Raw genomic sequence first — 16,533 nt, 5'->3', positions numbered from 1 at the left:
TTCCGGAAATATTAATCTTGCGAACTTACTTATGGACGAGCCGATACTTCGATACCATGGAACATTTTGCTTTGGCCTTCTTCATTGCGAATCGCTTTTTGCCAAGGTTCTTCAACATGCTCAAGTGCAAATTCAATCCGCTGCATCAACGCTTTACGTTCCTCAAGGTTATCCACAACCACCGAACGAATATGCTCCAGCCCCATGCGTTCCACCCACTCGGACGTCCGTTCCAGATAGTTACCTGTCTCGCGGTAATATTGCATGATGGCGCCGCACAGTTCAATCAACTCTTCATCCGTTTTCACTTTACATAGGGAATCAGCAAGTCTTGCTTTAATACCGCCGTTACCGCCGATGAAGATTTCCCAGCCGCCGTCGTTACCAACGATACCGATATCTTTGGTACATGCTTCTGCACAGTTCCGCGGACAACCATTGACAGCATATTTAAACTTGGCTGGCAGATCCAGACGTTCGAATTTACGTTCGATGCGAGCGCCCATGGCCATGGAATCCTGTGTACCGAATCGGCAGAATTGGGAGCCGACACATGTTTTGACTGTACGCAACGATTTGGCGTATGCATAACCTGAAGGCATATCCAGTTCAGCCCAGACTTTGGTCAAATCTTCTTTTTTAACACCAATCAAGTCGAGACGCTGACCGCCAGTCACTTTGACTGCTTTCACATCATATTTGACTGATACGTCAGCGATTCGTTTAAGGTCCGCTGGTGTAGTCACCCCGCCATACATCCGAGGTACAACCGTATACGTTCCATCCTTTTGAATATTCGCGTTCATACGTTCGTTAACAAAACGGGATTCTTTCTCATCTTCGTGTGTATCTGGTGCAATCATGCCAAGGTAGTAGTTGATCGCCGGACGACATTTGGAACAACCTTCAGGTTGACTCCAACCCAGTACATTCATGACCTCTTTGGTTGTTTGTAATCCCTTTGCACGAATCTCGGCTACAATCTCATCCCGTCCCATGGAAGTACATCCGCATATTCCCTGTTTGGCTCCACTGCTGAAACTGTCTCCAAGTACATATTGCAGAATCTGTTCCACAACCGGTTTACACCCACCGCAAGAGCGGGTTGCACCGGTACAGGCTTTGATTTCATCTACAGTAGTAAGGCCCTGGTTTGTAATTACATCCACAATGGTTCCTTTGGTTACCCCGTTACATCCACAGACGATCTCGTCCTCGGGCATCGTTTCAACAGAGGTTGCTTTCTTATGACCGCCGCAGCCTGTACCCATGAGTGAACCGTACAATTCCTCGGTCATTTCGGTTTGATTTTTAATCAGTTTCTGCAACTCGGCAGAATCCGTAATGTCACCGAAGAGAACAGCGCCGACCATTTTATTATCACGAAGCAGAATTTTTTTGTAGGTCCGTTTCCAGTCATCTTTGTGCGAAATGACGGTGTGCTCTGGGCTGTCGATGAATTCACCGGTTGAAAAGACGTCTACACCCGAAATTTTCAATTTCGTGGATACAACTGAACCTTCATAAGGAGCGGTCTCCACACCGCAGATATGTTTCGCCAGAATCATACCTTGCTCGAACAATGGGGCAACGAGGCCGTAACATACCCCGCGGTGCTCTGTACATTCCCCGACCGAGTACACATTCTCAAGTGAAGTCTGCATATAGTCATTCACGACAATACCCCGGTTCACTTCCATACCGCTTTCGCGGGCTACAGCCGTATTTGGTTTAATGCCTACAGCCATGACCACAAAATCAACATTCAGAACCGTATCATCTGCAAAACGTATCCCTTCAACGCGTTCGCCCCCCAGTAGTTCGGAAGTCTGCGCACCCATTTTGAAGCGGATACCCTGACGTTCAAGTTCCGCCTTCAACATGGCTGAAGCTTGCGGATCAAGCTGGCGCTCCATCAGATCTTCCATCAGATGCACTACGGTAACTTCCATGCCAAGTTGTACCAAACCTTTGGCAGCTTCAAGACCCAGCAATCCGCCTCCGATAACGGCCGCTCTTTTATACTGTTTGGCAGCTTCTAGCATGACATTACAATCAGCGATATCGCGGAAACCGACAACACCTTCTTTGTCATGTCCAGGTACTGGGAGAATAAAGGAGTTAGAGCCTGTCGCAATGATGATTTTGTCATAAGGGAAGCGAGTTCCATCCTCCGTCACAACCTCATGGGTATCCGAATCAATTCGGGTTACGGTTGTTCCTGTATGGAGGGTAATACCATAATCCTGATACCAGTGGAGATCATTCAGTACGATGTCATCCAGTGTTTTGCTTCCTTCCAATACATAGGACAACATAATGCGGTTGTAGTTAGGGTAGGGCTCTGTGCCAAAAACAGTAATATCAAATCGCGTAGTTAATTTCAAAATTTGTTCTACGGTACTGATTCCTGCCATTCCGTTACCTATGATAACGAGTTTCTCTTTTTTTCCGTTCATGTGTGTATGCCTCCTTGGTTAGACGCTGTACATTACCAACAATTTTAGTGGTTTATATTTGAAATTATACAAGTAGTTGACGACAGTTTATGTGATTTAATTCACTAATAAAGATAAAAGAGTCATAAATATAATAGTGTGAGCCTCATCACAGAAAGTGATATTTATTTTTATACAAATAAGAAATGCGAACTATTGTTCTTATTTTGTTTTCGTTGTAAAATCGGAAATGGGCCGTATTGTTCCCGATTTCTTCGAAAGGACGTTTTTGCATCATGATGGGAAGATCCCACCTTATTATCGGGACAGGCGTGTCACTTTCTGTTCTGCAGTTGGCCGGTATGCCGGTGACAGCGCCGGCAGTTACGGTTGCTCTGATTGGTTCGTTATTGCCTGACATTGATGAGCCAAATTCGCTGCTGGTATCCAGAGCCTTGCCTAACAGTCTGATCAGGCTGTTACAGACGATTCTGTTGCCCACAGCTGTATTTGTGTACTTCTATGTTCATGCCAAACCATGGAACCTGTTGCTTGCGATCCTCATTGCGCTTGTGTCATTCCTTCCTTCGCGTTCGCTTCGCAAAGTGTTGATGTTTGCGATTGGACTCGGGCTGGTCTTTTATGGTCACGCATTTGCCCCGTGGAATCTGATTGCAGGTAGCCTGCTTATGCTGTGCACCACGCTAACTCATAGGGGGTTGACGCATACCTTATATGGAACAGCAATATGGGCGGGCTTGTTGTACAGCACGACCCAGCAGCAGGGACCGGAGATCTGGGTAGCGGGAGGCACGGCATATGCGATGCATCTGTTGGCCGATTCACTAACCAATCGGGGTATTCGTCCGTTACCACCGCTTAAGTGGCGCATACGGGTGAATCTGATGAGTACAGGGACCAAGCGTGGGGCCGTTGTAGAGAATGTCTGCATTGTGCTTACTCTTATTTTGGCCTGGATTGCATTCTCACCGCTATTTCTATAGCCATCCAAAAACGCCAGCCCGCATATTGTGGGCTGGCGTTTACAGGTATGCATTTCATAATGAATGGATCGTGGATCGTAATAATAACCTAGCCAATTCAGGATTGAGAAGGAGAATCAGTCAGGTCGTCAATATCGGAAGAACCAAATACAAATAAAACAATAAGAATGACAATGATCAGTAGTTCAGCGAACCCATTTCCGTCAAAGTCAGACATCACTTCAACCTCATTTCTTGGCGTTAAGAATTGATTCTTTGTTGGAAAGCCCGTATAACATCATTCAACGTCATGTCCCCACCAATCTCATCCAGGAATTGCACCAGTTTGTCTTGAATCGATGGTGTGATATTTTGTAACGTTTTATATTGTCCGACCAGTTCAACGACCAGTGTAGCTTCTCGAAACAACGTGACCGCATCCACTCTTAACTTCCCACTGACCAGTAATGCTGCAACGATAAGTTCCAGATTTCTTCCTTTAAGGTTGCCATTGAGAAGGGTGTTTGCGGCATTTGTTTTTTTGGAGCCTTTATTCGATTTTCCATTCCTTCTCACTGCCATAACAGGTCCCCCGCTGCTTGGTGTTTAATTCATCTTCCGTTATTGTATCTTATGTATAATTCCCTATAATGTTCGGCCTATTAATCTACGTGTCTAACTGATATCGTTGTGAATATAAAAAAAAGACCTCCCGATTGTTAGGAGGTCTCTTGTCAGCAATTACGCGTTATTAATTATGGTATTCATCGTTGTCCGATCAAGACCTTTGACCAGCTTCACGATCAGTTCTTTGGCTGCATCGTAGTCATCCGTATGAATGATGGAAGATGAGGTATGGATATAACGTGCGCAGATACCAATAACTGTTGATGGTACACCAATGCCACTCAGGTGAACTTGACCTGCATCGGTACCACCTGGTGAGATGAAATACTGCATTTTGATCTGATTGGATGAAGCCGTATCTTGAACATATTCCACCATTCCGCGATGGGTGAACATACCCGGGTCAAAAATACGAAGCAATGCGCCTTCTCCGATATGTCCAAAGGACTGTTTGTCACCTGTCATATCATTCGCCGCGCTACAGTCAAGTGCAAAGAAGATATCAGGCTGAATCAAGTTGGCCGCCGTACGTGCACCGCGAAGCCCCAGTTCTTCTTGAACCGTTGCACCAGCATAGAGTGTGTTAGGCAGTTTTTCCTTGTGAAGCGCTTCAACCAGTTCAAGTGCAAGTCCTACGCCGTAACGATTATCCCACGCTTTAGCCATAATTTTCTTAGGATTGGCCATAGGTGTGAATTCACAGATCGGCACAATCTGCATACCTGGGTGGATGCCCCAAGATTCTGCTTCCGCACGGTTGTCCGCCCCAATGTCGAGATACATGGTGTTCAGATCCACAGGTTTGTTCCGCTGCGACTCATCCAGCAAGTGTGTAGGTGTAGAACCTACCACTCCGGTAATCCGACGATCAGGTGTGATAATTTCCAATCGTTGAGACAGTACAGCCTGACTCCACCATCCACCCAGTGGGCGGAATTTGATCATGCCTGTTTCCGTAATGCCCGTAGTCATGAAACCTACTTCGTCAAAGTGTCCGGCTACCATAACTTTGGGACCGGATTCCTCCCCGCGTAATACTCCAAATAGACTCCCCAGGCGATCCTGGACGAACTCATCGGTATAAGCGGAAAGCTTATCTTTCATCCAGCCGCGAAGCTCACGTTCAAAACCGGATGCGGAAGGAAATTCCGTCAACGTACGAAACATATCCATCGTTTTTTCATTCATGTGTCAACAACTCCTCTGTTGGTATGTATTTCAGGTCACAGTAGAACGGCTACCCGCCTGTTGTTATTTAACCACTGGTCACATTACAGTATGAACCTTGCGCAAGTGATTGTCCATGTTTATGTCACGTATTTAAGGCATGTTTTGGGCGCTTACCGTGTCCAAGTTTCATGATTCTATCCGCTTTAGTCATAGTCCTGATGACACTTCGATGAATATGAATAGATGGAGAAGATGTCATCATTTTGTGATGTTCTTTATGTTCGATATTTGTTTGTCTGTTTCAGGAAGGAGCTAAATATCCAATGAAACCTCCAGAAGAGGGCACGGAAAAAGTACTGTTTATCGTTCTTTTTATCTTGCTCGTGATTGTTCTTCTTTATTTATAGAACGTATCTAGAAGTCCTCAGAACCGGCATATTCGCATCCTGCTTCCACAACATGATCTTGTTGGAAACATATGCTGTCTGTCGCCGGATACATAACCTTCCGATTATTAACAAACAATGAATATAGGATTACACACATTGGCATTCAGCCGTAGCTTTGAACCATTTCACATAGAGGAGGTCTTGTATCTTGCCAGCTCAATCTGCATCCGGAAGCGAAAAAAAATCGTCGTCCCTGTCCATGGATGAAAAGGAGTACAAAAAAGTCGCAAAAAAACATGAGCCGCCTCGTCCAATCCTGAAAAATTGCCTCAAAGCATTTCTGGTTGGGGGTACGGTCTGTTTGATTGGACAGGCCATTCAAGAGGCTTTTATGGCCGGTTTCGACATGACATCGAAGGAAGCTTCTAGTCCTACAGTGGCGGTCATGATTCTCATATCGGTTATTCTAACGTGTCTCGGCGTTTACGATAAAATGGCTCAATGGGCAGGGGCAGGAACTGCTGTGCCGGTTACCGGCTTTGCCAATTCCATGTGTTCTGCTGCACTGGAACATCGTGCTGAAGGACTGGTGCTCGGTGTAGGGGCCAACATGTTTAAACTTGCTGGTTCCGTTATCGTGTTTGGTGTCGTGGCAGCATTTGTCGTAGGGATTGTTTACGCCTTTTTGGGATTTGGAGGTGGGCACCTGTGAAACGATTGGGTCGCCAGACGTGGCAGTTTGAGAATCGTCCGCGGATCATCGGTAAAGCCGCAGTTGTAGGACCAGAAGAAGGCGAGGGTCCACTGTCATCTGATTTCGATTATGTCTATGACAATCTCGAGATCGGCGAGAAAACGTGGGAAAAGGGAGAACGCAAACTGCTCGAACAGGCCTCTCAGCTGGCTTTGGTTAATGCAAATATCACCAAGGAAGAGCTTCAATTTTTTGTGGGTGGAGATCTGATGAACCAGATTATCAGCAGTTCCTTTTCAGCGCGAAAACTGGGTGTGCCTTACCTGGGAGTCTTTGGAGCCTGTTCTACTTCCATGGAAACGCTAGCGTTAGCATCCATGATTGTTGACTCCGGAGCTGGAGATTATGTCCTTGCAGGAACGGTGAGCCACAACTGTACGGTGGAAAAACAATTTCGGTATCCGACGGAGTATGGTTCCCAAAAGCCGCCTTATGCGCAATATACCGTCACAGGATCAGGTTGTGGTGTGGTCTCCCGTACTGGTGATGGTCCCGTTGTTACCAAAGCCACGATTGGACGCATTATGGATTTGGGCATCAAAGATCCCTTTAACATGGGTTCAGCCATGGCGCCAGCAGCAGCCGACACTATAATCTCTCATTTCAGAGATACGGGATTGGAACCCGGCTATTATGATCTCATTGTGACCGGGGATCTGGCTTCCGTTGGTCTGCCAATTACGAAAGAGCTTTTGCAAAAAGAAGGCATACCCATGGAACAGACAGTTTTTAATGACTGCGGCCTGATGATCTATGATCGGGAGAAACAGCCTTATGTTGTTGCCGGGGGAAGTGGCTGCGGATGTTCTGCAACCGTCACCTATGGTCACATTTTGAACCGGATGCAGAAGGGTGATCTTAAACGGGTGCTCGTCGTTGCTACGGGTGCGCTATTATCTCCGATTTCGTACCAGCAGGGTGAAAGTATTCCTTGTATTGCACATGCCGTAGCCATAGAAAAGGAGGGATAAAGGTAATGCAGTTCTTGTGGGCATTTATTGTTGGCGGTTTAATCTGTGTTATCGGACAGCTTCTAATGGATGGGGTTAAACTGACGCCAGCTCATACCATGAGTACACTTGTTGTGACAGGTGCGCTTGCGGATGCATTTGGCGTGTATGACCCCCTGGTTAAATTTGCAGGTGCGGGTGCAACCATCCCCATCACAAGTTTCGGTAATTCCTTGGTGCACGGGGCATTGACGGAGCTGGAAAAAGAGGGATGGCTGGGTGTGATTACAGGAATTTTCGATCTGACTGCGGCGGGGATTTCGTCAGCGATCATCTTTTCTTTTCTCGCGGCATTGGTCGTTAGACCAAAAGGCTAACATAGAATGAGAAATCTACTTGAACATATTGCGATTCAACAAAGGCTTCGGATAACTTCTATCCGGGCCTTTTTTGTCGTATTCATGCGAGAACTGCGGTGAATCTGACGGGCTGGAAACAAATTGTGAGTTCCTTCGAGTGTACTCGTGACTCTGGATCATGTACAATAAAAGGAAATCTGTATGCTTTTTTAGGAGGTTAGACCACATGCCTGTGCGCAAAGAGTCGATCCAAATCATATCCGCAGTTCGTTCAAATCTGGAATCCTGTATTATGGGGAAATCCTTTGAAATTCAACTTTTACTTACAGCTTTGCTTGCAGGCGGGCACGTTCTGATTGAAGACGTACCGGGAACTGGCAAAACGCAATTAATCAAGGCATTATCGAAATCCATGCGTGGTGAGTACCGACGCATTCAATGTAATCCTGATATTTTACCTAGTGATATTACGGGCGTATCTGTGTTTCATCCGAAGGATGAGCGTTTTTATTTCCGGCCAGGTCCTGTGATGACCAACATTTTGCTAGCTGATGAGATTAACCGGGCCACAACAAAAACTCAATCAGCTCTGCTTGAGGTTATGGAGGAGCGTAGTGTAACCGTTGATGGTGACACGTATGATCTGCCACATCCATTCATGCTCTGTGCAACTCAGAATCCGATTGATTTTGAAGGTACGTACACTTTGCCGGAAGCACAACTCGACCGGTTTATGTTGAAAATAAGTCTAGGTTATCCCGATAAAGAAATTGAGAAAATCCTATTGAAACAGCATCAGCTCGGTCAGCCTGTAGATCGCCTTGAATCCGTGACTCATATGGACCAGATATCGGCAATCCAGCAGGAGATTAAAGAGGTCTTTATCGGTGATCCGGTTATGGACTATTTGTTGGATGTTGTTCGTCAAACCCGCTCCCACCCATCTGTATTGCTGGGTGCCAGCCCACGGGCAGCCATATCGTTCATGATGGCCGTAAAAGCCTTTGCTTTCTTGCAGGAACGTGATTATGTGCTTCCGGATGATGTGAAAACGATGGCCCCTTATGTGATCTCTCATCGTATTGTGCTTCGTCCCGAATCGAGACTGGACAGTATGAGTTCCGAGGCCGTTTTGAAAGCCGTACTCCAGCAAGTACGCGTGCCCGTCTCCATGGGGCAATAGTTCATGAAGCCGCTTTTTAGAACAGTCAATAGAGGGTTACGCCACCCACGCGTATGGAGCATCGCAATGGTGTGGATGTGCTGTCTGGCTTATGTTTTGTTTCAGGGCGGGAAGACATCCCTTATGTTGCTGTCGATGGTGACCCTGCTCTGTGTGTATCTTGCCATTGCTGGATTTAGCGGGGTAAGACGTGCTCAAGGAGTTCGTAGGTTATCTTCTGGTCCAGACCACGAAGAATTGCTGCATGCGGGTGACCAGGTTCAAGTACAGCTGAGTCTGACGATTCCGGGATTCCTCCCGCTTCCCTATGTTGTTGTACGTGAAATGCTGCATCGACATAACGGAGAATCGTGGTCATTCAAGGAAAGTTTGATTCCCAATATGCGAGGTAATGGCGAGTTGTCTTTTCAGACACCGCCACTTGAGCGGGGAAAGTATGTTTTTTCAGAAACGGAATGTGCCAGCGAGGACATATTTGGACTGATTGAACATCGAGGAAAGTTTAAGGCCAAAGGTGAGTTTCGTGTACTGCCAAGAACGGTATTTATTCCATATTGGCAGCTCTACGACCGCAAATCACGGTTATCCGGTCCTCAGACGGCGTTAACCCGTTCACGGAGAGAGACCACTCAGATCAATGGTGTACGTGACTACGTATACGGAGATCGACTTTCCCGCATTCACTGGAATGCCACGGCAAAGACAGGGAACTGGAAGTCCAAGGAGTTTGAACATGAGTCTGTGCCCAAAACCATTCTGGTTCTGGATGCGCTGGCATCAAGTTATGAACATGGGGATGCTTTCGAAATTGCCGTTTCCACGGCTGCCTCTCTGCTGGAGTATGGTGTCAGGGAACGAATGGGGATGGGGCTGTTGACATTGTCAGAACAGACATCCTTCATGGCCCCCAGTGAAAGTCTGATGGAACGACAGAAGATGATGCATCATCTGGTGGATATTCAATATAACGGTCAGGATACCCATCTGTTGCCCGGCGTGGAAAGAATCGTACGTCAACTGCCTCAGGGAGCCTACTTTGTCGTGATTTCTCCCCAGAAGGATGAAAAAATAATGGAACTGTTGCGCTGGGCCGATACGCGGGGCATGACTCCATGTCATATTCTGATCGATACCAGTGAATCCCGCCGGAGTGCGGAGTGGAATGCCATGTTGCGTGGAAGAGGCACGAGGTCATTCACTGTTTCTCACTTGCAGGAGCTTCCAACGGTGATGGGGGGAGGTTCTGTATGAGTACAAAAGGAAATGAAAGTATTGCAGGCAAGCGATCCTGGTATCATGCAGCGTCGTTGCTCTGGATTTTCCTGATTGGAATGCAGTGGATTTCATTTACGCAGGAATCGTGGTACACGGAGACCACTTCTCTGGTGTTATGGACACTTGCAGCGGTCAGTGTGCTGGAGGTCATTCTGCCCTTCAAAACGATGTATCGGGCGATCATCAAGGCGGTCGTTGTTGGTTACATTTTGCATAAAACGCTAATTGATTATACGGTGTACATCCCTTATGGCTCTTTAACGGACCGAGCGGAACAATTCATATTACACATGACGCCGTACATCTGGTTCTCCCTGTGTGCATGGGTGATGCTTGAAGCTGCGCTTCGACTCGTGACCACAACACGTCGCATTCTTGTTTTTCTGGGTGTTAACATCATTTCGATGGGGATTCTCGATTCTTTCACTCAGATCCCACTCTGGATTGAAATCGCGTGGGTGATGTTTGCGGGGATGGGATGGCTCGTATGTCAGCATTTCCGTAACTATCAGCTACAGTATCCACAAGGTTGGAAACGAATCATCCGTTATCCTTATAAAGTCCTGGCCAATATTGCCATTATCTTTTCTTTGATTATTGTAGCCAGCGTTAATATGCCGGAGATTCCACCCACCTTGACGGACCCATACACAGCTTGGCGTAACTATACCGGAACTTCCACCAATCAGGCTGGTAATGGAAACCTTGATATCCCGGCGGCTACCGAATCGGGATACAGCAGGGAAGACAATCAGCTTGGTGGAGGATTCAACTTCGACTATACCCCTGTCATGTCTGTCACCACCAATGAGCGCAGTTATTGGCGCGGTGAGACACGTGCAGAGTATACAGGCACGGGCTGGGATGACCGTGGACGGGGTTCAACAGAGAATGTTGAAGCCGGACAGCCTCTGGAGAACCAGGAATCCGGTAATGTGAATACCAAACAAGTGACTCAGAACGTAACGATGCTGAATGATAATGTCTATCCGATTCTCTTTGGTGCTTATTCGATCTCCGAAGTGAGCTCGATTAATGGTGAGGACAGAACGGAACGGATGTTGTGGAATGCCGAACAGGCGGAACTGCATGTGGTGACAGATCGTCAGCAACCACAGTATCCCAAGACATATACTATCGTATCGGAAGCCCCTGTGATTGTGGAAGATGAGCTTCGTACGAAGTCATTTGAAGATCTGTATAACAGTAATCCGGCAGATGATATGTACTTGCAGTTACCATCCCGTTTCCCTGACCGGGTGTCAGATCTGGCAGCCGAGATAACGGCATCTGCGAATACTCCGTATGAAAAAGTGGCATTACTGCAAAACTATTTACAAACTAATTTTGAATACACGAACAATCCGGATTTATCTCGAAAAGTAAGCAGCGACTTTGTGGAAGGTTTCCTGTTCGACATTATGGAAGGCTACTGTGATTACTTCTCCACTGCGCTGGTGATGATGGCGCGCTCGGAGGGCATTCCTGCAAGGTGGGTTAAAGGTTATGCGCCTGGACAACTGTCCCTGAACTCGGACATGCAGGCTCCACGTCAACCTGGCGCGGAGATTGAGACGACCTACACCGTTACCAATGCAGATGCACACTCCTGGGCAGAGGTCTATTTTGGTGAGTATGGATGGATTCCTGTTGAAGCAACGCCGGGCTTTGATATGCCGCTGCTGACGGAACAGCCTGATGTACAACCTGTAGATGAGCCTGAAGAAGAGCCAGAAGAGGAGCCGGTACAAGAGGAAGAGCAGACCCCTGCACCTGAGCAGACATCGTCTGCCATCCCGACTTTTGTTATCTGGGCTGCAGGAGCCATTATTGTATTGTGGGTAGCATATATGTTCTGGCGTAATCGTTTCTCCATGCGATTCTTCCTGCTTCGTCTACGGACAGGTGGACCGCTCACCCCTGAACAGAAGGTAGTGGCAGAGACCGAGCGTTGGATTCAGTATGTGAAACGCAAAGGGTTGACCCGGAGCGGAGACGAGACACTTCGTGAATCGGTAACCCGCTGGAGCCAGGCAAAACCTGCTGCAGAAGCAACATTGCATGAGCTTCTCACGAAGTTTGAACAGACTCGTTACAGTCCAGCGTCCGTAACTGCCGACGACTGGAAGGGCGTCTATCAGACCGCCTTGAAGCTGCGGAAGGAACTGAAAGCGGAACGGGCATAGTTGTTGCCCGTCCCGTTTTTCCTTTTTTCCTATGCCATCAGGCGCTGTATGCATTTTCAGGAAAGACGGATTTGTGATATAGTGTGTCGTATGAAACTGAGGTGACTTCTTTGTTTAAAATGTTAATGCCCAAGCTGCGTGTAGACACGGTTTTTGACATTAATCTGGAAGAGCTGTACGCTCAAGGCTACCGTGGAATTATAACTGATCTGGATAACACACTCGTTGGAGCCAAAGCCGCTGACGCTACGCCCGAACTGATTGAATGGTTTGCACGTGTGAAAGAGGCGGGTTTCAAGCTGATGATTGTGTCAAATAACAATTTGAATCGTGTATCCCTGTTTGCGACCCCGCTGGATATCCAGTTTGTGCATAGTGCACGCAAACCATCGAATGTACCGTTTCGTAGAGCAATGAAAATGATGGAGTTATCTCCTGAGAACACGATTGTAGTAGGTGATCAGATGCTTACGGACGTTTATGGAGGGAACCGAATGGGGTTATATACCGTTCTGGTACTGCCAATCTCCATTGGGGACGAAGGTTTTATGACCCGCTTCAATCGACGCGTGGAACGGATTGCTCTAACGAGTTTACGCAGGAAAGGCTTATGGCTTGAGGAGGAAAAGAAGAAATGACAGAACCGCATAACGGCAATCTTGCCGTAAGGTGCAGCGGATGCGGCGTGCATCTGCAAACAGAAAATTCGGAATTACCAGGGTTTATCCCCGAGAAGGCATTGGATCGTGAACCGGTTATATGCCAGCGCTGTTTCCGCATCAAAAACTACAATGAGTCATCATCCGTTACGGTGGATCAGGACGAATTCCTGGCGCTGCTTAGCAAAATCGGGGATAAGGATGCACTTGTCATCCATATCGTTGATTTGTTTGACTTTGATGGCAGCATTATCTCCGGTCTGCAACGTTTTGTAGGCAACAATCCGGTATTGCTTGCTGTGAACAAAACGGACTTGCTTCCGAAAGTAACCAACTGGAACAAGGTTCGCAACTGGGTACAGAAGCAAGCCAAAGAACAGGGTTTGCGTACCGTGGATGTAGTCTTGTGCAGTGCAAAGCAAAATCAGGGCTTCGACCGACTGCTTGAGCTTGTAGGAACGTATCGCGAAGATCGTGACGTGTACGTGGTTGGTGGTACCAATGTGGGTAAATCCACACTGATTAACCGTCTGATTCGTGATTACAGCGATCTGGAGCAGGAGCTGACCACATCCCGTTATCCGGGAACAACGCTGGATATGGTGAACATTCCGCTGGATGATGGAAAATATATCATTGATACGCCTGGAATCGTGTATCCATGGCGTTTCAGCGAGATTGTTTCACGTAAGGATCTCGCTGCCATCATGCCGGAAAAACCGCTTAAACCGGCTGTGTATCAGTTGAATTCCGGTCAGACGCTGTTCTTTGGCGGCATGGCTCGATTTGACTTTGTGGAAGGTGATCGCCAGTCGTTCACTTGTTTTATCAGCACTGCGCTTGATATTCATCGGACGAAGCTGGAGCGTGCAGATGATCTATACCGCGACCACCTGGGAGAATTGTTATCTCCGCCAACCCGTGAGGATGCAGCAGAGATGGCGGAATGGACCAGACATGAATTCCGCATCAAACGCGGCAGTCAATCGGATGTATTCATCTCGGGTCTGGGCTGGATTAAGGTTAATGGCGATATTGGAGCACTTGTTGCTGTGCATGCTCCAAAAGGCATTCGTGTACAGATCCGTCCATCCTTAATCTAATGTAATCTCAGAACCTGTACATCAGAGCGGATTGGAGGCGGACCTATGTCTGAGGATAAAAAGGGCAGCCCTTCACTTCCCGTGTTGCTTGGCGTTATGGGTGATCCTATTGCTCATTCCAAATCACCGGCAATGCACAATGCGGCCCTGCAGGCAGCAGGAGTGAATGGAATGTATATGCCGCTGCATGTTCATCCGGATCAATTGGAAGCGGCAGTTCGGGGAACTGTGGCATTGGGCTATCGTGGTGTCAATGTCACGATCCCGCATAAAGAGCAGGTGATGCAGTACCTGGATGTGATCGATGAAAGTGCTCGCCTGATTGGTGCGGTGAATACCATCGTCAATGAAAGTGGAACACTGACAGGGTACAATACGGATGGTATTGGCTATGTCCGATCGTTGAAGGAAGAGGCTGTGCCTGAGCTTGCGGGTAAACGTATTGCTGTACTGGGAGCAGGTGGAGCGGCAAGAGGCGTTATATACGCACTTGCATTGGAGAAGCCTGAGCAGATTCACATTCTGAATCGTACAGCGGACAGGGCTGTTGCACTTGCTTCGGATTTGCGGGGCCATGGCTTGGGAGAAATCTCAGGGAGTGGCATGGAAGACGCTGCGACGGTCTTGGCTACGGCTGATATTGTGATCAACACAACGGCTGCCGGGATGCATCCTCATGTTGATGACGTGCCGGTTGATCCCGCACTAATTCGTGAAGGCGCAGCTGTGAGTGATCTGATCTACAATCCGCTGGAGACCCGTCTGCTTCGGGAGTCGCGGTTACGTGGATGCACAGTGCACGGTGGTCTGGGGATGTTTGTATACCAGGGCGCAGTGGCCTTTGAACATTGGCTCGGCATTCCGGCTCCTGTGGAGACGATGAGACGTGCTGTACTAAACAGTTTTGAAGTGTGAAAATAATAATTGAATGGTCAGGTCCGGACAGTTTTTGCGCTGTCGATCAGGTCCTGCTCAACATAAGGAGTATGGAGTATTCATGTTAAACGGTAAACAAAAGCGCTTTTTGCGGTCACAGGCACATCACCTGACCCCTGTATTTCAGATTGGTAAAGGTGGAACCAACGAGCACCTGTTCCGTCACATCGAAGATGCGATTGAGAAGCGCGAATTGATGAAAGTGCAAGTGTTGAACAACAATGACGAGGACAGAAAAGAGATGGCAGAAGAAGTTGCCCGTGAAACGGGAAGTGAGCTTGTACAACTCATCGGTAACACAATCATCCTGTACAAAGAATCTCGCGATAACAAACAAATCGAACTACCTAGATAAGGGAGTGTGACGCGGGTGAAGATCGGCATCATGGGTGGTACGTTTGATCCGATCCACATGGGACATCTCCTGGCAGCTGAAGCGGCAAGGGACTCACATGCACTGGATGAGATCTGGTTCATGCCTTCCCATGTTCCACCTCACAAACGGGGAGCCGGAGCTTCGGGACAGCAACGTCTCGATATGACGGAAGCGGCTGTGAAGGGTGTGCAGCAATATGAGGTGCTGGGTATCGAGATGGAATTGGGCGGCGTGTCTTATACCATCGATACGATGAAGGAACTGTGGCGTCGCCATCCTGAACATGAATTCTATTTCATTATCGGGGCTGATATGGTGAACTATCTTCCCAAATGGGAGCAGATTGAAGAGCTTGCAGAACGCTTAACCTTTATCGGTGTTGGTCGGCCGGGCTTCCAGTTACATCTGGATGATTTACCAGACGAGTTACAGGATCGGGTCCTGCTGGCCGAGATGCCCTTGGTCGATATTTCATCGACAGCCGTACGCAGACGTCTGGCCAAAGGACATTCGGTACGCTTCATGATTCCTGATGAAGTGCACCAATACATTGTAAGGAGCGGTTTATATGGCACTAAGCCGTGATGAACTGATTCAAGCCGTATCCGGACAAATGCCGGAAAAACGCTGGAAGCATACACTGGGTGTAATGGAATCGTCAGTGATGTTGGCTGAAAAATACGGTGCTGATCCTGTGAAAGCAGATCTGGCAGCGATATTGCATGATGTGGCGAAGTACTGGCCCATAGCGGAGATGGAAGCGGTCATCCGTGATAACGGATTAAACCAGGAACTTCTGCAGCATGACAAGCAGCTCTGGCATTCCGAAGTCGGTGCTTTTGTAGCCAAGCGTGATTACGGTGTAACGGATTCCGAAGTTATTAATGCCATCCGGTGGCATACCTCGGGTCGGGTAGGTATGAGCTTGCTGGACAAAGTGGTATGTCTTGCCGATTACATTGAACCGGGACGAGATTTCCCGGGAGTGGAACACATTCGCGAACAGGCCGAACGTAGTCTGGAGGAAGGTTTAATTGCCGGATTCGATTCGACGATCAGCTTGCTGATCTCGCAACGACGTGTCATTTATCCTTTGACCATGCTGTCGCGGAATGACTTAATTGCACAATTATAGAGGTTGTTCA

Annotated in this window: 16 protein-coding genes; 13 read left to right on the top strand and 3 right to left on the bottom strand. The window is 47.8% G+C overall.

Features of this window, described 5'->3' with window-relative positions; translation table 11 throughout:
- Positions 1 to 29: 29 nt before the first annotated feature.
- Positions 30 to 2,459 (bottom strand): nitrite reductase large subunit NirB, encoded by a 2,430-nt coding sequence (gene nirB, locus NST33_RS22385; RefSeq protein WP_339305108.1) that lies wholly within the window; start codon positions 2,457 to 2,459, stop codon positions 30 to 32.
- A gap of 275 nt (positions 2,460 to 2,734) precedes the next feature.
- On the opposite strand from nirB, the gene NST33_RS22380 reads away from it, so the two are divergent.
- The gene (locus NST33_RS22380; protein ID WP_036615169.1) at positions 2,735 to 3,442 is read left to right on the top strand and encodes a metal-dependent hydrolase; all 708 of its coding nucleotides are present in this window, start codon (positions 2,735 to 2,737) and stop codon (positions 3,440 to 3,442) included.
- Positions 3,443 to 3,682: 240 nt separating this feature from the next.
- On the opposite strand, the gene NST33_RS22375 is transcribed toward NST33_RS22380, so the two are convergent.
- Entirely contained in the window at positions 3,683 to 4,003 is a 321-nt protein-coding gene (locus tag NST33_RS22375; RefSeq protein WP_221821934.1) for a hypothetical protein, read from the bottom strand.
- A gap of 159 nt (positions 4,004 to 4,162) precedes the next feature.
- Positions 4,163 to 5,236: a M42 family metallopeptidase gene (locus NST33_RS22370; RefSeq protein ID WP_076214286.1), complete on the bottom strand. Its 1,074-nt coding sequence runs from the start codon at positions 5,234 to 5,236 to the stop codon at positions 4,163 to 4,165.
- Between the two features lie 630 nt (positions 5,237 to 5,866).
- Here NST33_RS22370 and spoVAC point away from each other — a divergent pair.
- From spoVAC to yqeK, 12 genes are all read left to right on the top strand, one after another.
- Positions 5,867 to 6,319, top strand: a complete 453-nt coding sequence (spoVAC, locus tag NST33_RS22365; protein ID WP_047844446.1) for a stage V sporulation protein AC — start codon at positions 5,867 to 5,869, stop codon at positions 6,317 to 6,319.
- Complete coding sequence (gene spoVAD, locus NST33_RS22360) at positions 6,316 to 7,332, top strand: stage V sporulation protein AD (RefSeq protein ID WP_076214289.1); 1,017 nt, start codon at positions 6,316 to 6,318, stop codon at positions 7,330 to 7,332. Before spoVAC ends, spoVAD begins: the two co-directional genes overlap by 4 nt.
- Before the next feature lie 5 nt (positions 7,333 to 7,337).
- Positions 7,338 to 7,688: a stage V sporulation protein AE gene (spoVAE, locus tag NST33_RS22355; RefSeq protein WP_036615159.1), complete on the top strand. Its 351-nt coding sequence runs from the start codon at positions 7,338 to 7,340 to the stop codon at positions 7,686 to 7,688.
- A 208-nt stretch (positions 7,689 to 7,896) separates the two neighbouring features.
- Positions 7,897 to 8,853: a MoxR family ATPase gene (locus NST33_RS22350; protein ID WP_221821935.1), complete on the top strand. Its 957-nt coding sequence runs from the start codon at positions 7,897 to 7,899 to the stop codon at positions 8,851 to 8,853.
- 66 nt (positions 8,854 to 8,919) lie between these two features.
- Entirely contained in the window at positions 8,920 to 10,104 is a 1,185-nt protein-coding gene (locus NST33_RS22345) for a DUF58 domain-containing protein (protein ID WP_339185431.1), read from the top strand.
- On the top strand, positions 10,101 to 12,314 hold the full coding sequence (locus tag NST33_RS22340; RefSeq protein WP_339305105.1) for a transglutaminase domain-containing protein: 2,214 nt from the start codon (positions 10,101 to 10,103) through the stop codon (positions 12,312 to 12,314). Before NST33_RS22345 ends, NST33_RS22340 begins: the two co-directional genes overlap by 4 nt.
- Positions 12,315 to 12,424: 110 nt before the next feature.
- On the top strand, positions 12,425 to 12,952 hold the full coding sequence (locus NST33_RS22335; protein WP_221822062.1) for a YqeG family HAD IIIA-type phosphatase: 528 nt from the start codon (positions 12,425 to 12,427) through the stop codon (positions 12,950 to 12,952).
- Positions 12,949 to 14,076 (top strand): ribosome biogenesis GTPase YqeH, encoded by a 1,128-nt coding sequence (gene yqeH / locus NST33_RS22330; RefSeq protein WP_017687184.1) that lies wholly within the window; start codon positions 12,949 to 12,951, stop codon positions 14,074 to 14,076. The genes NST33_RS22335 and yqeH overlap by 4 nt, the downstream gene beginning before the upstream one ends.
- A 45-nt stretch (positions 14,077 to 14,121) precedes the next feature.
- Entirely contained in the window at positions 14,122 to 14,991 is an 870-nt protein-coding gene (aroE, locus tag NST33_RS22325) for a shikimate dehydrogenase (RefSeq protein ID WP_221821941.1), read from the top strand.
- Positions 14,992 to 15,073: 82 nt separating this feature from the next.
- Positions 15,074 to 15,367 (top strand): ribosome assembly RNA-binding protein YhbY, encoded by a 294-nt coding sequence (gene yhbY / locus NST33_RS22320; RefSeq protein WP_017687186.1) that lies wholly within the window; start codon positions 15,074 to 15,076, stop codon positions 15,365 to 15,367.
- A gap of 15 nt (positions 15,368 to 15,382) precedes the next feature.
- Complete coding sequence (locus NST33_RS22315) at positions 15,383 to 15,973, top strand: nicotinate-nucleotide adenylyltransferase (RefSeq protein ID WP_074095918.1); 591 nt, start codon at positions 15,383 to 15,385, stop codon at positions 15,971 to 15,973.
- Entirely contained in the window at positions 15,957 to 16,523 is a 567-nt protein-coding gene (yqeK, locus tag NST33_RS22310; protein ID WP_221821943.1) for a bis(5'-nucleosyl)-tetraphosphatase (symmetrical) YqeK, read from the top strand. Before NST33_RS22315 ends, yqeK begins: the two co-directional genes overlap by 17 nt.
- Positions 16,524 to 16,533: the final 10 nt, after the last annotated feature.

The sequence above is a fragment of the Paenibacillus sp. FSL L8-0435 genome, assembly GCF_037965655.1.
In the GTDB taxonomy this organism is placed as follows: Bacteria; Bacillota; Bacilli; order Paenibacillales; family Paenibacillaceae; genus Paenibacillus.
Note: the sequence above shows the minus strand (reverse complement) of the source record. Positions and strands in the feature narration are given on the sequence as shown.

Coding starts and splice junctions, on each gene's coding strand:
- nirB (WP_339305108.1), bottom strand. CDS start 2,459: ATGAACGGAAAAAAAGAGAAACTCGTTATCATAGGTAACGGAATGGCA.
- NST33_RS22380 (WP_036615169.1), top strand. CDS start 2,735: ATGATGGGAAGATCCCACCTTATTATCGGGACAGGCGTGTCACTTTCT.
- NST33_RS22375 (WP_221821934.1), bottom strand. CDS start 4,003: ATGGCAGTGAGAAGGAATGGAAAATCGAATAAAGGCTCCAAAAAAACA.
- NST33_RS22370 (WP_076214286.1), bottom strand. CDS start 5,236: ATGAATGAAAAAACGATGGATATGTTTCGTACGTTGACGGAATTTCCT.
- spoVAC (WP_047844446.1), top strand. CDS start 5,867: ATGGATGAAAAGGAGTACAAAAAAGTCGCAAAAAAACATGAGCCGCCT.
- spoVAE (WP_036615159.1), top strand. CDS start 7,338: ATGCAGTTCTTGTGGGCATTTATTGTTGGCGGTTTAATCTGTGTTATC.
- NST33_RS22350 (WP_221821935.1), top strand. CDS start 7,897: ATGCCTGTGCGCAAAGAGTCGATCCAAATCATATCCGCAGTTCGTTCA.
- NST33_RS22345 (WP_339185431.1), top strand. CDS start 8,920: ATGGTGTGGATGTGCTGTCTGGCTTATGTTTTGTTTCAGGGCGGGAAG.
- NST33_RS22340 (WP_339305105.1), top strand. CDS start 10,101: ATGAGTACAAAAGGAAATGAAAGTATTGCAGGCAAGCGATCCTGGTAT.
- yqeH (WP_017687184.1), top strand. CDS start 12,949: ATGACAGAACCGCATAACGGCAATCTTGCCGTAAGGTGCAGCGGATGC.
- aroE (WP_221821941.1), top strand. CDS start 14,122: ATGTCTGAGGATAAAAAGGGCAGCCCTTCACTTCCCGTGTTGCTTGGC.
- yhbY (WP_017687186.1), top strand. CDS start 15,074: ATGTTAAACGGTAAACAAAAGCGCTTTTTGCGGTCACAGGCACATCAC.
- yqeK (WP_221821943.1), top strand. CDS start 15,957: ATGGCACTAAGCCGTGATGAACTGATTCAAGCCGTATCCGGACAAATG.